The organism is Kitasatospora sp. NPDC093102, from assembly GCF_040683915.1.
GTDB lineage: Bacteria > Actinomycetota > Actinomycetes > Streptomycetales > Streptomycetaceae > Kitasatospora.
The window spans coordinates 328,356-344,119 of record NZ_JBFBFA010000005.1 but is presented as its reverse complement, the minus strand read 5'-3'; the positions used below and the strand labels follow the sequence as shown (position 1 = coordinate 344,119).

Sequence of the window (15,764 nt, the reverse complement as noted above, 5' to 3'; positions counted from 1 at the left end):
TGGTTCTTGACGTTCCGTCAGTTGATCCGGACGAAGGCCCCCTTGAGCACCGCCTCGGCTCCGCCGTCCACGGTGACGGAGGTCGTCCCCCGGACGGTGACCGATCCGCCGCGCACGTCCACCGTTCCGGTGCCCGCGTCCAGGGTGATGCCGGAGGAGGAGAGCCGCACCGTGCTGCCGGCCGCGCCGCCGAGGCCGTGGACGGTCAGCACGATCTCGCCGCGCTGCTGGTCCAGGCGGACCTCCAGCTTCCCGTCCCCGCTCGCCAGCCGGACCCCGGACTTGCCGCCGGGCACGTCCAGCAGCTCCATCCGGTGGCCCGAACGGGACACCACGGAGCGGCGGTTGACCTTGCCGGCGGCCGCGTCGACCAGCGGCACGTCGTGCGGGGAGGGCCGGTCCACGCCGTTGTAGAGCCCGCCCAGCACGTACGGGCTGTCCAGGTCGCCCTGCTCGAAGCCGACCAGCACCTCGTCGTTGACCTCGGGGCTGACCACGCCTCCGCCCCCGGCGCCTCCCCACTGCACGGTGCGCACCCAGTCGGAGACGTAGGTATCGTCCAGCCAGGGGAACTTCAGCTTCACCCAGCCGCGTTGCCCGCCGCCCGGCTCCCGGACGTCGGTGACCACGGCGACGGCCAGGCCAGGCATCCGCGGCCCGCGCGGCGGCGCGTTGCCGCCACTGGTCAGACCGGCCAGCGAGCGGTCGGGAGCCGCGCTGACCACCACGGTGGTGCGGTAACCGCGGAACGGTTCGAGCAGGTGGCGCACCCCGGTGGCGGTGTAGCGGCCGGAGAAGGCGGCGCCGACGTTGCCCAGGGCGACCGCGGTGCCCGCCCGCAGCCGCGGGTTGCCCTCGGCGACCACCTCCAGCTCGCCGAAGCCGGCCGCCACCGAGGCGGCCAGCGACCGGGCCACCGAGGCGGTCTCGGCCTGGGTGCGGTACGGGGTGTCGGCGACGGTCAGCCGGGCCTGGCCGGGGAAGGCGGAGGTCACCGCCGAGGGGCTCATCCCCGGCTGCACGGTCCGGGAGGTCACCGCGGGCTCGGTGGCGACCAGGGCACTCTTGGTGGTGACGTTCCAGCCGCGCGCCTCGACCGTGTCCGCTCCTCCGGCACCGGTCAGCACGCCGCGCAGCTCCAGCAGGTTGCGGCCGTACTCCAGCACCAGCGGGTTCTGCGGCGCGGGGGTGGAGGGGGCCGGTGCGCCGGAGGCGGGCTCGGGCCGGACGAACTCCAGCTTCCCGTCGTCGTCCACCCGCACCTGGGCGCCGCTCTCCTGGGCCAGGAACTGGAGAAACTCCCAGTCCGGGACGTTCGCCTGGGAGAGCTGCTGGTGGACGACCGGGAAGGAGTCGACCTTCCCGCAGGTCAGGCCCGCTCCCGCGGCGACCTCGCGGACGATGTCGGCGGTCGTCATGTTCCGGAACGCCTTCACCCGGCGCCCGCGCATCAGCCGGTGGGTGACCGCGGAGGCCCGCACCACGGTGTACGAGCCCGTGGTGTCCACCTCCAGCTCCAGCGCGGTCACCTCGCCGGTGAACAGCCGTGCCCGGGTGTTCCCCTGGACGGTGACCACCGACACCCGCAGCGGGGTGCCGATGGTGATCCCGGTGGCGGCGAGGAAGGTGTGGTCGGCGTCCCGGAAGGACAGCACCGCGGTGTCGGGCAGACCGACGCTCTCCTCGATGTCGCAGGAGACCAGCTGGGTCGCCCAGATCGGCGGCAGCGGGCCCGGCGCCTCGACGACGGGATCCGCGGCGAAGGACCGGCCGCCGCGGGCCTCGGGAGTGGTCATGTCCGTCCGCCCTGGGTGAGTTCGTCGATCCCCGGCACGATCAGCTCCGCGCCGGGGACCAGCGCCAGCGGATCGTCGATGTCGTTGGCCTCCGCGATGGTGCGCCAGGCGGTGGCGTCCCCGTACGCGCGCCAGGCGAGCAGCGGCAGGCTGTCGCCCGCGATCACCCGGTGGGTGCTGCGGGCCTCCGGCGAGCCGGAGGTCGGGTTCTGGCCGGCCGGGTCGACGCTGGCCTCGTCGATGCTGAGCGAGCAGACCGCCCGCAGCGGTTTCCCGTCGACGTCGAAGAGCGAGTAGGTGACCGAGAGGCCGGTCAGCACCCCGTTGAACGACGTGGTCTTCAGGGTGCCCCAGTCCAGCCGGATCCACGGGCTGGCCGGCGTCTTGCGCGCCAGGCTGGCCGGGGTGGGCACACAGGCCGTCATCAGCTGCTCCACCGCCCGCTCCACCGAGTTGTCGTGGGTCGCGGTGGAGTCCAGGAACACGTCGAGGGAGAGCGAGCGCGGGCCGCTGCCGACGAACTCGGGCAGCGCGGACTCGCCCGCCATCCGGGACGGGGTGCGCCGCCACTCGGTGGTCTTGCGCAGCACCAGGGTCGCCGGGTTGAACTGGAGCCGGAGCTGCGCGAGCGTGCCGCCGGGCTGGGCTCCGACCGTGGACGGTGGCTCCATGATGGTCAGTTGGGCCCGGGTGACGCTCGCGGGGACCGCTGGGGACATCCTGGTGCTCCTTCCGTGGGCCGGGCGGCGGGGGACTGGGGGTGCGGGTGGGGTCAGGACGGGCGCAGGCCGGCGTGGGCGATCTCCAGGGTCTCCATCGCGGCCTGGGAGTTGGCCGGGTCGAACGACGGGCCCTCCCAGCGCACCGGGACGATCCCGAGCACCTGCCAGCCGACGATCCGGCTCAGGTCCGGCCGCAGCGCCACGATCTCGCCGTCCTTCGGCTCGACCTTCCGGACGATCTCGGCCAGCCAGCGGGCGATCTTGGTGGTGTCCGCGGTGACCGCGCGGGTCAGCGTGATGTTCGACCAGGTGATGCGGCCCGGCAACTGCCAGGCGAAGCCGTTGTTGCCGCCCTCCGCGTACTGCTCGATCTCGACCTGGGCGCCGAGCCCCGAGCAGGTGGTGAACTCGCCCAGGTCGTTGCCGCCGATGGTCAGGCTGAAGAACACACTGGACGCGAAGATGTTGTCGGTCATCGGTTCCGCTCCCTGCTTCCGGTCACGTCGCTGCGGCCCCCTGCCGGCCGTCCGCCTGGTCCACGCTCTGGTTCGCGTTCTGATCCGCGTTCTGATCCGCGTTCCGGTCCACGCTCAGCGACGCATGTCGTACGGTTTGCCGCTGCGCTCCCGGCCCCTGCGCAGTTCGGTGCGCAGCAGCCGGCCGACCGGTTCGACCAGCCGCCGGGCCAGTTCGTCGAGGTCGGCGGGGTCGGCGGGCGGCTCGGCGGGTGGTCCGCCGGGGGCGTTCCCGGGGGCCTTCGCCGCGGGCGTGGCGGCTCGGGGCGGCGCGGCGAGCTGCACCGTGGTGGGCGTGCGCGCCGGCACCGCGGTCAACGGCACGCCGGTCAGGCCCGTCTGCTCGGCCACCCGCTGCAACAGCCGCGCCGTGGCGGGTGACGGCGGCGCGGGTGATGCGGACGACGGGACGTTCGTGGTGTGTCCGGTCGGCAGTGCCCGTGACACGACGGGTGCGGGCGCCGTGGAGGGGCGCGGGCCCGGTGCCCGGCTCGCTCCCGCCGGGGCCGCGACGGCGGACGGCTGGGCCGGGGCCGGCTGCGGGGGCCGGGACGTGGCCGGAAGGCGCTGGATCGGCGGGGCCGTCACCGGCCTGAGCCGGACGACCGGCGGGTGCGGGGCGCTCGCCGCGCCGGACGGCGAACCGGGGGCGCCGGGGCTCGGACGCCCTGCGGACGTCCTCGACGCGGCGGAACGCCGCGGGGCCGGGTGGCCCGCACTCGTGGCGCCGGGCTGCGGCTGCGGCTGCGGCTGCGGCTGCGGCTGCGATGGTCCTGCCCACGGCAGGACCGGGACGCTCACGTCCGGTACTGCGGCGCGGGGTTGACCGGGCAGGACGCGTGGCGCAGCCGCGGGTGCGACAGCGATCGGAGCGGCGACGGGTGCCGCCGGACCTCCGTGGGCCGTCGGGTGATCGGCCGCCGCCTGGCCGGCCGCCGGCTCAGACGAACGCCGGGAGAACACACGCTGCACAGCGGCAACCACTCCGCGCGGCGCAGCCGTACCCGGGGGACGGAGCCGTGCCGGACTCGCCTGCGCGCCCGGCTCCCCGGTGGCGGTGCCGCTGTCCCCGGCGCCGGACGAGCGCCGGGGGTGTGAGCGTGGACGCGAGCGTTGCACGGTGGTCGCGGTCGCGGCGACGGCTGCGGCTCCGGCCGGTTCGGCCGCCGGTTCGCCGTCCGGACGGGACGCGAGCGCGTGGGGCCAGACGGCCGGGACCACGGGCCGGGCGGCCGCCGCCGTGCCCCCGCCGACGGGCGCGCCGGCGCCGGGCCCGGGCGCCGCCGACGGGACGGCGAGGGCGACGGTCATCGGGCGCTCGCCGAGCAGTCCACGCCTCTGGCGGGTGAGTCGGACGGCGCGCTGCACGCCCAGGCCGCCGGAGACCGGACGCGCGGGAACCGTCAGGGGAACCACCGGTCCGCCACCGGTTCCGAGCGGGGCGGTGACCCGGTCCCCTGCTCCGGCAGGGCGGGTCCGGCTTGCGGGGACGACCGGCTGTGCCACGGTTCCGGGGCGCCGTTCCGGGCTGCTGCCGGACGGCCGCACGGCGGGGGCGGGTGCCGTCCCCGGCGAGGCGTTCGAGAGCACTGCGGGCCCGGCCGCCGGTCCGCTCCTGCCGCGCTCCGCACCCGGGTGCGCCGGTCGGCCACCGGCGGCCGGGTTCGCCGGACCCGCCGGGCTCCCGCCAACACCATGAGGCGATACGGCAGTTGAATCCGTCGGGCCGTCGGCGGGGCGCGTGGTGGCACGCTGAACGGGCAGCCCTTCACCGGCCACCGGCGAGGCCGTAGCAGGTGCGGCGTCGCCCACCGCCGGGGCCGGAATCCGCCGGACCGGTCGGCGCCCACCGAGCAGCGGTGCGGTGGCCCCCGCCACGGCCGCCGTCGGCGGCAGCGCGTCGAGCGGCGCGCCCAGGCCCGCACGCGTGCGGGCGGGGGTCGGTTCGGGCCGGACCGGTGCGGCAGGTTCGGGGGTCCGTACGGCAGGTTCGGGGGTCGGTGCGGACGGTGCGGGCGAGGAGGGAACGGCCCCGGACGCCGTGCGCTGCACGGGTGCGCCCTCGACGGGCCCGCGTTCGGGACGGGACGGTGCCGGGCTCCCCTTCTCGGCGGCCGTACGGGTGCGGCGAGCAGGGGCGGTGACGTCGCGGACGCCGCCGGACGGCCGGACGACGCCGTCGGTCCCGGCCGCCTCGGGACCGGCGGACCCGGCGTCGGCGGGGACCACGGGCATGGTCGGCGTACCCGAGGCGGCGTCAGCGGTCCGGGGGCCGTTGGCGGCCAGGGGTGAGGCGCTCGCGGGCAGCGCGGTCAGGGGCGCGCCGAGGACCGGACGGGTGGCTGCGCCGCCGCTCGGCACGGCGGCGCGCCGGACCGTCCCTCCGCTCTGCGCACCCTGCGCGGGCGCCGCGGTGGCGCCCGTACCCGGCGCCGTCCGTACGGCCGCTTCGGCGTTCACGGACGGGCGCGTACCGTCGGTGGGCTCTTCCGTCGCCGCTGCGGGCGGCAGCGGTGCGTCCGTGGCCCCGCTCGGCGGCTCGGCGACGGCGTCCGGCTTCCTGACCGGCCCCGGGACGGCCGTCACCGGGCGCGCGGGCAGGGACCGGGGGCGCCGCGCCACGATCAGCGGTTCACTGACGGCGCGCGGCCGCACCGGACGGTGGGCCCGGACCGCCGCCTCGCTCCGGCTCAGGGAGGCGGTGGCCGCATCGGGTGACGACGCAACGGGCGTCGGCGCACCCGGCACGACCGCTCCGGGCACCGCAGGAACCGGCGTCGGCGCAGCAGGCGTCGGCGTGGCGGGCTTCGGCGTGGCGGGCTTAGAGGCAGCAGGCGTCGGCGTGGCCGGCTTGGAGGCGGCGGGCCTCGGCACACCAGGCGCCGGAGCAGCAGGCCTCGCCGCACCAGGCGTCGGCGCGCCGCCGTCGGCGTTCTCCCGCACCGCCTGCCGGTCGGCCCCGCCCGGGCGCGGCGCGCGCGGCCCGGACCGCACCGGAAGCCGCCGGACCCCGACGGACCGCTGGACCGGCCGGGTCTGCCGCGCCGGCCTCGATGCCTCCGACGGCCTGGCCTCCACCGGCTCTTCGGCCCCGGCCTCCGCCGGGACGACCGGCACGACCAGCTCGTCCCCGCCGGTGAGCACGGGCGCCGCAGAGCCCGGCCCCGCCACCGCCCGCAGGATGCCGGCCGGGGCGGTCGGGAGGACCGCGTGGCCGAGCGGGCCGCAGAGCGAGGGGTCCTGCCATGCGGTGAGCCGGGACCGGAACCTCAGGCCGTCGCTGACGCCGCCGGCCGGTCCGGCCAGGGTCGGGACCAGCGGCGCGACCGCGCGCCATCCCCCGTCCCCGGCCGCCGGGCGCCGCCGGGCAGCCTCGCCCGTGCCGACGCCGCCGGCGGCATCACCGGAAGCACCACCGGTGCCACCGGGCTCGCCGCCCCTCCGGCGGCCGATCCAGTCCCGCAGCCCCACCCCGCTCACCCGCCTTCGCTGATGCGGGTGTTGAGCCGGGCGATCTCCCTGACCCACTGCCCGCGTTCGCGGTGGGTCAGGTCGAGGATGTCCTCCCGCTGCCAGTGGAAGTGGTAGGCGATGTACGCGATCTCCTCGTACAGCCGAGCAGGCGCGTACGTCACGATTCCCCCAGGCGCCCACCGGCGAGGTCGACCTCGAAGGCGCCGTCGCAGTGCGGGCAGGTCACCGCGGCGCGCGTGTGGCCTTCGCTGTTGATCCGCTGGTAGAGGTCCTGGAGGAAGGCCACGTCGGTGGCGTACATCCGCTCGACGACCCCGGCGTGCACGTCGGTGATGTCGCCCAGCCTGGTGATCACGTGGCTGAGCAGCACCACGCTGAGGTAGGCCGGGTTCTCCTTGACCCGCAGGTCGATCTGCGGCATCAGCTCGTCCCGGGCGGTGGCGAGGCGCATGGCACCGTGCCGGTGCACGGTGCCCTCGTCGTCGACGTAGCCGAGCGGCAGCTCGAACTCGAACTCGGTGTGCGGCGCCCGCCCCCGGGGCTGTGCCGCTGCCGCCGGGGCCTGCTGCTGCGGCGCTGCGTTCTGCGGGGCCGGAGCCCGCTCCAGCAGCTCCTCCAGGCCGATCTTCCGCCTCACTCGACCGAGATCTCCTCGAACACGATGGTCACGGTCTCGGTCGCGGCGCTGGACTCGCCGGCGCTGAGGGTGGGGCCCTCCCAGCGGCTGGCCCAGGCGTTGAGCAGCTGGATGCGCCGCAGGGTGGCACCGGTGGTGTCCTTGACCTCGATGGTGAGGTTCTGCCGCGCGGTGTTGATCGCCCCGTTGTTCAGGGTCTCCTTGATCCAGTCCGTGAACGCGCCGCTCTTGTCCAGGCCGCGGGTGATGGTCACCTCGCCGGGCAGCCGGGCGCCGGGCTGCTTGCGGACGATCAGTTTGCCCTCTTGGGTCACCTGCTTGTACTCGACGACGTCCTGTTCGACCGTCAGGTTGCTGATCTCCTTGACGGACTCGACGTTGTAGCCGCCGAGTTGGACGCCGAAGATATGTGTGGAGAGCGGATCGCCTTCAGCCATGGGTTTGTGTCACCTTCCGATGCGAGGGGTGCCGAGGGGTGGTGCCGACCGGGCCGGTCACTCGTTGACGAGGCTCGTGCTGTCGGAGAACTGGGACAGCCGGAACACCACGAACTCCGCGGGCTTCACCGGGGCGACGCCGATCTCGCAGATCACCTGGCCGAGGTCTATCGACTCCGGCGGGTTGTTGTCGCGGTCGCACTTGACGTAGAAGGCCTCGGCCGCGGTCTGGCCGAACAGCGCCCCGCGCCGCCACTCCTCGGTGAGGAACGCGGTGATGTTCCGGCGGATGCTGGACCACAGCCGGTCGTCGTTGGGTTCGAAGACCACCCACTGGGTCCCCAGGAGGATGGACTCCTCCAGGTAGTTGAAGAGCCGGCGCACGTTGAGGTAGCGCCACGCGGGGTCGGAGGAGAGGGTGCGCGCGCCCCAGATCCGGATGCCGCGCCCGGGGAAGGCCCGTACGCAGTTGACGCCGATCGGGTTGAGCAGGTCCTGCTCGCCCTTGCTGAGGCGGATCTCCAGGTCCACCGCGCCGCGGATGACCTCGTTGGCGGGCGCCTTGTGCACGCCGCGCTCGGCGTCGCTGCGCGCCCACACCCCGGCGACGTGCCCGCTCGGCGGGACCAGCACGTTGCGGCCGCTCGCCGGGTCGAACACCTTGATCCACGGGTAGTAGAGCGCGGCGTAGCGGGAGTCGAAGCCCGCCTCGTCGTTTCGCCAGGTGCGCATCCGCTGGGCGTTCAGACCGGGCGGAGGATCCAGGACGGCGATCCGGTCGCCCATCTGCTCGCAGTGCGACATCACCGCCAGCTGGACGGTGCGCAGGCCCTCGTCGTCGAGGTCACCGCGCTGGTAGGCGCTCATCAGGTCGGGCACCGCGACCATGGTGATCTCGTCGATCGCCTCCAGGCCGCCGAAGCCGGTCCTGGCGGCGGCGTCGCCGACGTACTCGGCGGGGTCGAGCCGACCGGCCGGGGCCGCGGCCGGCGCGGGGGCGGCCGCCAGGGCGTGGGTGCGGCGCTCGGGGCGGCTCGGCGCGGTGCCGGGCTGTTCGGCGACGGCGACCAGCTTCGACTCCCGCAGCTGGGTGACGAGGTAGCCCTTGGTGCTCTTGCGGGTCGAGACGTCGTAGGTCTCCACGACCTCGGCGCCCCGGCGCACCAGCAGCCGGAAGCGGTCGTCGGGGACGTTCTCCCCCTCCGGGTCGGCGACCTCGACGGACACGTCGGCGCCCGCGCCGGGCAGGGCGGAGAAGAGGAAGCCCGCGATCTCGACGGGCGGGGCCGCTGTGACGGCGGGGGCGGCGCCGGGCGCCTGCCGGGCCGGGTCGCCGACCCGCACGACGTAGGCGGAGCCGCCGCCGTTGGCGAAGAAGCCGTACACCGCGTGCGCCAGGTAGGTGCCCTCGGTGAAGCCGCCGAACCGCTGGACGTACTGGTCCCAGTTGGTTATCAGTGTGGGCTCGTGGAACGGTCCGGTCTCGGCGAAGCCGACGAACGCGGCGACGGCCGTGCCGACGCCCTCGATCGGCCGGGCACCGGACTGGACCTCCTCCACGTACACGCCCGGGGTGAGGTACGACGGCATACGCGCTCCTTCGGCTGGCCAACCATTTCGCCGGTCATTCGCCCCCGAGTCTGCTGCCCGGGCGCCACCCGGAAACATGTCCGCAGGTCCCGTACCGGGGGCAGGAACCGCTGCCCCCGGCGGACACCGCCGTTGGCCCCCACAGACGCCCCCGCCGTCCCGCGGGTGCTCAGCCGTGCCCGGTGTCCCCGAGGACGCCCAGCCACGGCCCGAACTCGCTCGCCAGCACCAGCCGGCCGAGCTTGCGGTACTCGCCGACCACCGCGGAGACCAGCTGCGCCATGCCCAGCGGGGTGCCCGTCCCGGCGGCCCGGTAGGCCGCGGAGACCGCGCAGGCCCGGATGGAGCCGCCGGTGAGCTCGAAGTGCCGGGCGCAGAAGTCCAGGTCGAGGTCGTCGCCGCGGGGCACCAGCGGCCCCAGGCAGCGGTCCCACAGCAGGCGCCGCTGCGCCTCGTCCGGCAGCGGGAACTCCGCGATGACGTCCAGCCGCCGGGTGAACGCCTCGTCGAGGTTGGCCCGCAGGTTGGACGTCAGCACCGCGATCCCGTCGAAGGACTCCATCCGCTGGAGCAGGTACGCCGTCTCCACGTTGGCGTGCCGGTCCCGGGCGTCCTTGACCTCCGAGCGCTTCCCGAACAGCGCGTCCGCCTCGTCGAACAGCAGGACGCCGTTCACCTGCGCGGCCTCGGTGAAGATGCGTTCCAGGTTCTTCTCGGTCTCGCCGATGTACTTGTCCACCACGGTGGCGAGGTCCACCACGTACAGCTCCATGCCGAGCTCGGCGGCGACCACCTCGGCCGACATCGTCTTGCCGGTGCCGGACTCCCCGGCGAACAGGGCGATCACCCCGTTCCCCCGGCCGCCGCCCGGGCGCATCCGCCAGCGTCCGAGCACCTGGTCGCGGTGCCGGGCCCGCAGCACGAGCTCCCGCAGCCGGCCCTCGGTGGGGGCGGGCAGCACCAGGTCGGCCCAGCCGACCGCGGGCTCGATCCGGCGGGCGAGCCGGGCCAGGCCCGCGGCGTTCTGCGCCCGCACCGCCGTCCGCAGGTCCTCGGCCCGCACCGGGCGCCGCTCGGCGGCCGCCGTCCGGCCCGCCACCGAGGCGGCCCGTGCCAGCTGTTCCTGGTCCAGCCGGTAGGCGGCCACCGCCTCGGCCAGTTCCTCGCTCAACTCCCCGCTCGACGCCTCGTCCAGCGCACGGGCCCACTGCTCGGCCCGCTCGGGTGGGTCCGGCGGCGCGACGGTGACCACCACCGGGCTCTGCGCCGCCCAGGCCGGATCCCAGACCTGCGGACCGTGCACGACCAGCGGGACACCGGCGAGTTCCGCACACAGCTCGCGCAACAGCGCGGCCCGCTCGGGCCGTTCGGGTTCGAGCCGGTCCAGCGGTCCGAGCACCACACCGCCGCCTCCCAGCCGCGCCTCGCGGGCGAGCACCCGTACGGTTCCCTCCGGCCGGCGGGCGGCGAGCGCGGCGGCGTCGACCATCAGGGGCGGCGGGCCGTCGGCCGCGAGGGCGGCCACCGCGAGCGGGCCGGCGTGGCCGCCCCGGTCCAACAGGTGCACCAGTCCGCCGTCCGCGGCCAGCGCGCGCAGCCGCTCGACGGGCTTCCGGGCACAGGGCCCGGGCCCGGGCGCGGCGCGGCGGGCCAGCCCGGCGAGCGTGCCGTCCGGCTCGTCGTCGCCGAGCAGATGGGCCGTCACCCGGTCCGGGACGCGCAGGGTGCGGGAGAGCAGCGGGCGGTCCGGCTCGGTGATCTCCAGCAGGCCGCCGGCGATCAGCGGGGCCCGGGTGGAGAAGCGGAAGCGGCCGGCGCCGGCCCCGGGCAGTCCGCACAGTTCGAGGGCCAGTCCGATGGTCGCCCGGCGGCGGGTCAGGTCGTCGTTGAGGTAGCCGTAGAGCTGCTCGAAGCGGGAGTCGAGGTCGGGGGCGAGCGCCACCAGCAGCAGGTCGAGGTCCACCGGGAGCAGCCCGAAGGCGGCGCTGAGCCGCCCGAGCCGGGAGCCGGGCGGCGGCGCGGGCCCGTCGGCGGGGCCTCCGGTGACCAGGCCCGCCGTGGCGGAGGCCGCGAGGATGCGCTCCACCGCCTCGGGGCCGAGGTACTGGCCGCGGTACGGGTCGTCCGGGTCCGGGTCGTCGGCGCGGCGCTCGCGCACCGCGGTACGGACCCGCTGTTCGATCCGGTGCAGCCGCTCCCAGAGGTGGTCGGGCTTCGGCGGCGCACCGTTCACCGCCTGGTCGAGGTCGAGGCTCATCGCGCCCTGCCCCGGGGCCGGCGGCCGGGCGGCAGCCCGCGTTCCCGGGGCGCGGCGAAGCCGTCCGGCCCGGGGTCCGCGGCGCCCTGGTAGCGCAGTCGGCGGCCCGGGCCGTCGGCGGGCGCCGGGCCCGCCGGGCTGGTGTCGCCGGCGTGCAGCACCAGCCCCTCGGTGACCGGCGGTCCCGCCGCACTGCGCTCGCCGGGCAGCGGGGCGAGCACCCGCAGGTCGACCGAGGGCCGCAGTTCCCCGCCGAGCGAGGACCAGACGTCGGAGACCGACGGCAGGCCGGTGTCGCGCCCCGCGATGTCCAGCCCGACGGTCAGTCCGAGTTCGGCGAGCGTGCCGGTGAGCAGCCGGGCGGGCAGCGTGTCGGTGGCGGTCAGGCACTGCAACACCTCGGCCAGCAGCCGGTGTTCGTCCTGCGGCCGGTTGGTCCAGGCGGTGACCAGGTAGGCCAGCTCGAACCAGCGGGGCGCCGGGCGGTGGCCGGTCACCAGGCCGTCCGCGTCGTACTCCGCGACGGTGCCGGCCTGCCGGCGGCCGGTGTCCTCGCGGATCCCGTAGAGGAAGACGCTGACCGTGGGCGCGTTGCGCCGGGCCGCGAAGTCCCGGGTGGGCGCGTCGAAGACCACCTCGATCCCGCGCTCGGGCAGACCGGTCTCGGCGAGCAGCTGCCGCAGCGCCTCGTCGACCTCGTGGATCACCGCCGCTCCACCTCTCCCGGCGGGCCGATGCTGCCCTCCACCACGAGGAAGGGGCAGGTCACCGGGGAGAACCCGGGGCCTTCGGCGGTGATGGTGCGCGGGCCCGTCTCGTCCTTGGGGAGGATGAGCAGCTGGCCGGCGAACGTCCCGTCGGCCTTCGGGCGGGTGGGCGCCGCCGCGGCGGTGATGCCGGGCTGCCAGGTGAACCGGACCGGCGCGCCGGGCGGGAAGTCCACGCCGCGCACCGAGGTCACGAAGCCGGGCTTGCCGATCGGCGGCACCGCGACGATGCGGGGCTGGAGGATGCGCAGCGGGGTGCTCGCCCGGTGCGGTCCCGGGGTGGCGTCGGTGCCGGTGGTGGTCAGCTCCGCGGTGATGGTGGTGTCCAGCGCCGCCACGGGTGAGAGCACCACCCGGACCACCGCGCTGCGGCCCGGGGCCAGGTCGCTCACCGTGCAGGTGCCTCCCCGGCAACCGGGGGGCAGGGCCTCGGTGGGCACCCCCGCGGGCAGGCCGAGCGTCAGCCGCAGGCCGGTCGCAAGGGCCTGGCCGCTGTTGCGCACCGTGTAGCTGACGGTCACGTGGCCGCCGACGTAGCCGGGGTTCGGCTGGGCGTCGACCGCGATGCCGGGGCCTGCCTGGGGCGGCGGAGCGGGGGCCGGGGGCGGCGGCGGGGCGGGGGTGGGCGTGACGGCCGGGGGCGGGGTCAGGGTGGGTGTGGGTGTCGGGGTCGGTGAGGCGGACGGCGACGGGGTTGCGGTCGGTGAGGGGGTCGGGGGCTCCAGCACCGGCAGGAAGGTCCGGGCGGAGTCGTCGTCGGGGTACGGGTCGACCACCGCCCCGGCGACGCTCCAGCCGAACTCCTGGGTGCCGGGCCGGGTGCCGATCAGGGTGGCCGTGATCCGGACCACCGCGCGCGGTGCCAGGGTGCCGAGTTCGCAGCGCAGCGCCGCGGCGTCGCACGATCCGGTCGGGGTGGTCAGCTTGTCGAGCCGGGCGCCGGTCGGCACCGAGACGGTGAGGGCGGTGCCGGGCGAGGGCGCGGGGCCCTTGTTGGTGACGGTGATCGTCACCTCGGTGCCGCCGTCGACGGGGACGGCCGGGGTCCGCTCGGGCACGCTGATCGCCAGGTCGACGGACTGCTGGACGGCCGGCTCCTTCTGGCGCCCGGGCAGGCGCCAGTCGAGCGGGGTGAGCGTGGCGGTCGCGAAGTCGTAGAGGCCGAGCCCCTCCGGCGAGTTCGGCGGCTGGGCCCGTCGGGAGGTGAGCACCAGCTGCGCGCTGTTCGCCGTCCAGGCGACGTCGCGGGGCTGGAAGGGGCCGGCGGTGGAGGCCTCGGGCAGCGGCCGGGTGCAGGCGCCCGCGCCGAGCCCGGTGGGCACGACCACCGTGCAGTCCTCGCCGGTCGGCGTGGTGACCACCACCCCGTCCTGCTGATTGTTCCCGCCGTCACCGGCCTTGCGGTTGAAGGCGATCCGGCGGCCGTCGGGGGCGAACGCGGGGCTGTCGTCGATGACGTTGCAGTTGCCCGGGCAGGCCGTGCGGCTCAGGTCGGTCTGCCGGGTGAGGTCGTCCGCGGCGACGGTCCAGACGTGCAGGTTGCCGGCGTTGCCGTTGACCACGGCGGTGCGGGAGAAGGCGATCAGCTTGCCGTCGGGGGACCAGAACGGCTGGCCGTCGGAGGCGCCCGGCCGGCCGGCCGGCGGCTGGACGGTGCCGACGATCTTCCCGGTGGACACCTCGGCTATCAGGACCCGCCCGGGCCGGGCCGGCTCCTGGCCGGTGGCCGGGGTGCTGCGGCTGAACACGATCAGCCTGCCGTCCGGTGAGAGGGCCGGGTCGGTGTCCCGGTCGCCGGGGCCGCGCCCGGCGAGGTTCATCGGCTGCGGGTTCGCCCCGTCGGCGTCGGCGAGCCAGATCCGCTGGATCCGGCCGGTGGGGCCGTCCTCGTAGCGGGTCACCACGATCTGGCGGCCGTCGGGCGTGTAGGTCTGGCGCTCGAACCAGGGGTCGAAGCCGGGGCGTGGGTGGAACAGCGGGTCGGCGCCGGGGTCGGTACTGGTGTTGGCGCCGGCGGCCGGGTCCTCCCGGAGCACGCTGATGCCGAGGTCGCGCGGGTCGCCCCCGTCGGGGCGGACGTCCTCGACGTTGGCGACGTTGGCGCCGGCGGCGCTGGTCTGCTCGACGACCGGGCCACCCTCGTTCTGGGTGCCCAGCCAGGTCGGCGTGGCGATCAACCGGTTGTCGCGGTAGAGCAGTTGGGGCGGGTTGCAGTCACAGGTCGGTGCCCGGTAGAGGTTCACCACCGGCGGCTGGGACGGGTCGGGCTGCGGGCTCGGGTTGTTGGGGTCGAGCAGGTCGGCGCTGAGGAAGAGCACCCCGCTGCCGTCGGCCAGCCAGGCGGCCGAGCCGGTCTTCCAGGTGGAGCCGGTGGAGGGGAAGAAGGCCTTGTCGCCACCGGTGGGCGAGGTGAGCATCAGGGTCCGGCCCTGGGCCCCCTGGTCCCAGGTGTAGACGATCTGGTTGCGGTGGGCGTCGTCGTTCACCGGGTTCCAGGTCGGGTCGATCGCGTCCCCGTTGGTCACGTTGGTGACCTTGACCGGAGTGCCGCCCTCGAACGGCCGCAGGTAGATCTGGCGGTGCTCCGGTTCACCGGTGCAGGAGTACGCGATCCACTTGCCGTCGGGCGAGACCGTCGGATGGGTCTCGTCGGCCGCGCCGTCGGTGATCCGGCGCAGTCCGCTGCCGTCCCGGTTGACCGCCCACAGGACCTTCTGGAGCCTGCCGTCGCTGCCGGTGGCGTCCAGGGATTCGAAGACGACGCCCTTGCCGTCCGGGGCCAGCGCGGGGTGGGCGGTGTCCATGCCGGTGGTGAGCCGGTGCACCGCGCCGGCCGCGTCGCGCAGGTACACCTGGGGCAGCGGGCCGTCGCGCAGGCTGGTGAAGACCAGTTCGTCGCCGCGGGCCGAGGGGTCGCGGTCGAAGTGGACCGGGCCGGGCCCGAACAGCGGGGTGCTCGACTCCGCGCCGGTCACCTTGCCGAGGCCGCGGTGGTTGGTGCCGGCGAAGACGATCCGCCCGGCCGCCGGGTCGACCGCGGCCACCGGGGCAGCGGCGGCACCCTGCCCGCCGGGGGCGGCGACGATGCCCAGGGTCACCAGGGCCGTCGCGAGCGCGAGCAGCACCGCGACGGCGGCCCGGGCCGGCCGCCGGATGGTGCGGGGAGTGCCGGTGGCGCCGATCACGCTCGACCTCACAGGTTGCAGGGGCGGTCTCCCCCGCAGTCTCCCCGGCCCGGCCGGGCGGCGGGAGAGCCCGGGCACCCTCGGCGGGGGAAACAACCGGTGTCCCCGAAGGGCAGGCCGCCCGCACCTCGCGTGAGAAGTCGGCCGGGCCGACTTCCTGTGTGCCTCCGCCGCCGGGGGCTCGGTCGAACCGGATGTGCTCGACCCCTCGGACCATCTCCTTCATCGGAGCGCCCGGGCGTGGTTCGGGCCGGGGCGCGTCGGGGGCCGTGACGGTGACCTCCGCCCGGCAAGGGCACGCTATTGATGCGGGGCTCCTGCGAGGATGCTGTGAGTGCACGGATGATTGTCCGTCAGAGAAGCGCGTCCGGGCGGTGCCCCGCC

11 protein-coding genes are annotated in these 15,764 nt (G+C 75.6%); all 11 read right to left on the bottom strand.

The features are described 5' to 3' along the window. Window positions 1–17 precede the first annotated feature (17 nt). The 11 genes from AB0O11_RS10645 to AB0O11_RS10595 all read right to left on the bottom strand — a co-directional run bounded on the left by AB0O11_RS10645 (window position 18) and on the right by AB0O11_RS10595 (window position 15,380). Window positions 18–1,796: a VgrG-related protein gene (locus tag AB0O11_RS10645; protein ID WP_363383970.1), complete on the bottom strand. Its 1,779-nt coding sequence runs from the start codon at window positions 1,794–1,796 to the stop codon at window positions 18–20. Then, a complete protein-coding gene (locus tag AB0O11_RS10640) occupies window positions 1,793–2,515 on the bottom strand; it encodes a LysM peptidoglycan-binding domain-containing protein (protein WP_363383969.1) in 723 nt (240 codons plus the stop codon). Before AB0O11_RS10640 ends, AB0O11_RS10645 begins: the two co-directional genes overlap by 4 nt. A 53-nt stretch (window positions 2,516–2,568) precedes the next feature. Continuing rightward, complete coding sequence (locus AB0O11_RS10635) at window positions 2,569–2,994, bottom strand: phage tail protein (RefSeq protein ID WP_224283543.1); 426 nt, start codon at window positions 2,992–2,994, stop codon at window positions 2,569–2,571. 114 nt (window positions 2,995–3,108) lie between these two features. After that, window positions 3,109–3,384, bottom strand: a complete 276-nt coding sequence (locus AB0O11_RS10630; RefSeq protein WP_363383967.1) for a hypothetical protein — start codon at window positions 3,382–3,384, stop codon at window positions 3,109–3,111. A 3,125-nt stretch (window positions 3,385–6,509) separates the two neighbouring features. Then, entirely contained in the window at window positions 6,510–6,668 is a 159-nt protein-coding gene (locus tag AB0O11_RS10625) for a DUF6760 family protein (RefSeq protein WP_181970396.1), read from the bottom strand. Beyond that, window positions 6,665–7,144, bottom strand: coding sequence for a hypothetical protein (locus tag AB0O11_RS10620; RefSeq protein WP_363383966.1), 480 nt, complete (start codon window positions 7,142–7,144; stop codon window positions 6,665–6,667). Before AB0O11_RS10620 ends, AB0O11_RS10625 begins: the two co-directional genes overlap by 4 nt. Then, entirely contained in the window at window positions 7,141–7,581 is a 441-nt protein-coding gene (locus tag AB0O11_RS10615; protein ID WP_049660364.1) for a phage tail protein, read from the bottom strand. The genes AB0O11_RS10620 and AB0O11_RS10615 overlap by 4 nt, the downstream gene beginning before the upstream one ends. Window positions 7,582–7,638: 57 nt before the next feature. Then, entirely contained in the window at window positions 7,639–9,171 is a 1,533-nt protein-coding gene (locus AB0O11_RS10610) for a phage tail sheath family protein (protein ID WP_363383964.1), read from the bottom strand. 169 nt (window positions 9,172–9,340) lie between these two features. Beyond that, window positions 9,341–11,428 carry an ATP-binding protein gene (locus AB0O11_RS10605; RefSeq protein WP_363383962.1) on the bottom strand — a complete coding sequence of 696 codons (2,088 nt, stop codon included), beginning with the start codon at window positions 11,426–11,428 and terminating at the stop codon, window positions 9,341–9,343. Continuing rightward, window positions 11,425–12,135 (bottom strand): DUF4255 domain-containing protein, encoded by a 711-nt coding sequence (locus AB0O11_RS10600; protein WP_363383960.1) that lies wholly within the window; start codon window positions 12,133–12,135, stop codon window positions 11,425–11,427. The genes AB0O11_RS10605 and AB0O11_RS10600 overlap by 4 nt, the downstream gene beginning before the upstream one ends. Next, window positions 12,132–15,380, bottom strand: coding sequence for a hypothetical protein (locus AB0O11_RS10595; protein ID WP_363383958.1), 3,249 nt, complete (start codon window positions 15,378–15,380; stop codon window positions 12,132–12,134). The genes AB0O11_RS10600 and AB0O11_RS10595 overlap by 4 nt, the downstream gene beginning before the upstream one ends. Window positions 15,381–15,764: the final 384 nt, after the last annotated feature.

What these genes read in the sequence shown, in the direction of transcription:
- AB0O11_RS10645 (WP_363383970.1), bottom strand. Translation starts at nt 1,796, where the DNA reads ATGACCACTCCCGAGGCCCGCGGCGGCCGGTCCTTCGCCGCGGATCCC.
- AB0O11_RS10640 (WP_363383969.1), bottom strand. Translation starts at nt 2,515, where the DNA reads ATGTCCCCAGCGGTCCCCGCGAGCGTCACCCGGGCCCAACTGACCATC.
- AB0O11_RS10635 (WP_224283543.1), bottom strand. Translation starts at nt 2,994, where the DNA reads ATGACCGACAACATCTTCGCGTCCAGTGTGTTCTTCAGCCTGACCATC.
- AB0O11_RS10615 (WP_049660364.1), bottom strand. Translation starts at nt 7,581, where the DNA reads ATGGCTGAAGGCGATCCGCTCTCCACACATATCTTCGGCGTCCAACTC.
- AB0O11_RS10610 (WP_363383964.1), bottom strand. Translation starts at nt 9,171, where the DNA reads ATGCCGTCGTACCTCACCCCGGGCGTGTACGTGGAGGAGGTCCAGTCC.
- AB0O11_RS10605 (WP_363383962.1), bottom strand. Translation starts at nt 11,428, where the DNA reads ATGAGCCTCGACCTCGACCAGGCGGTGAACGGTGCGCCGCCGAAGCCC.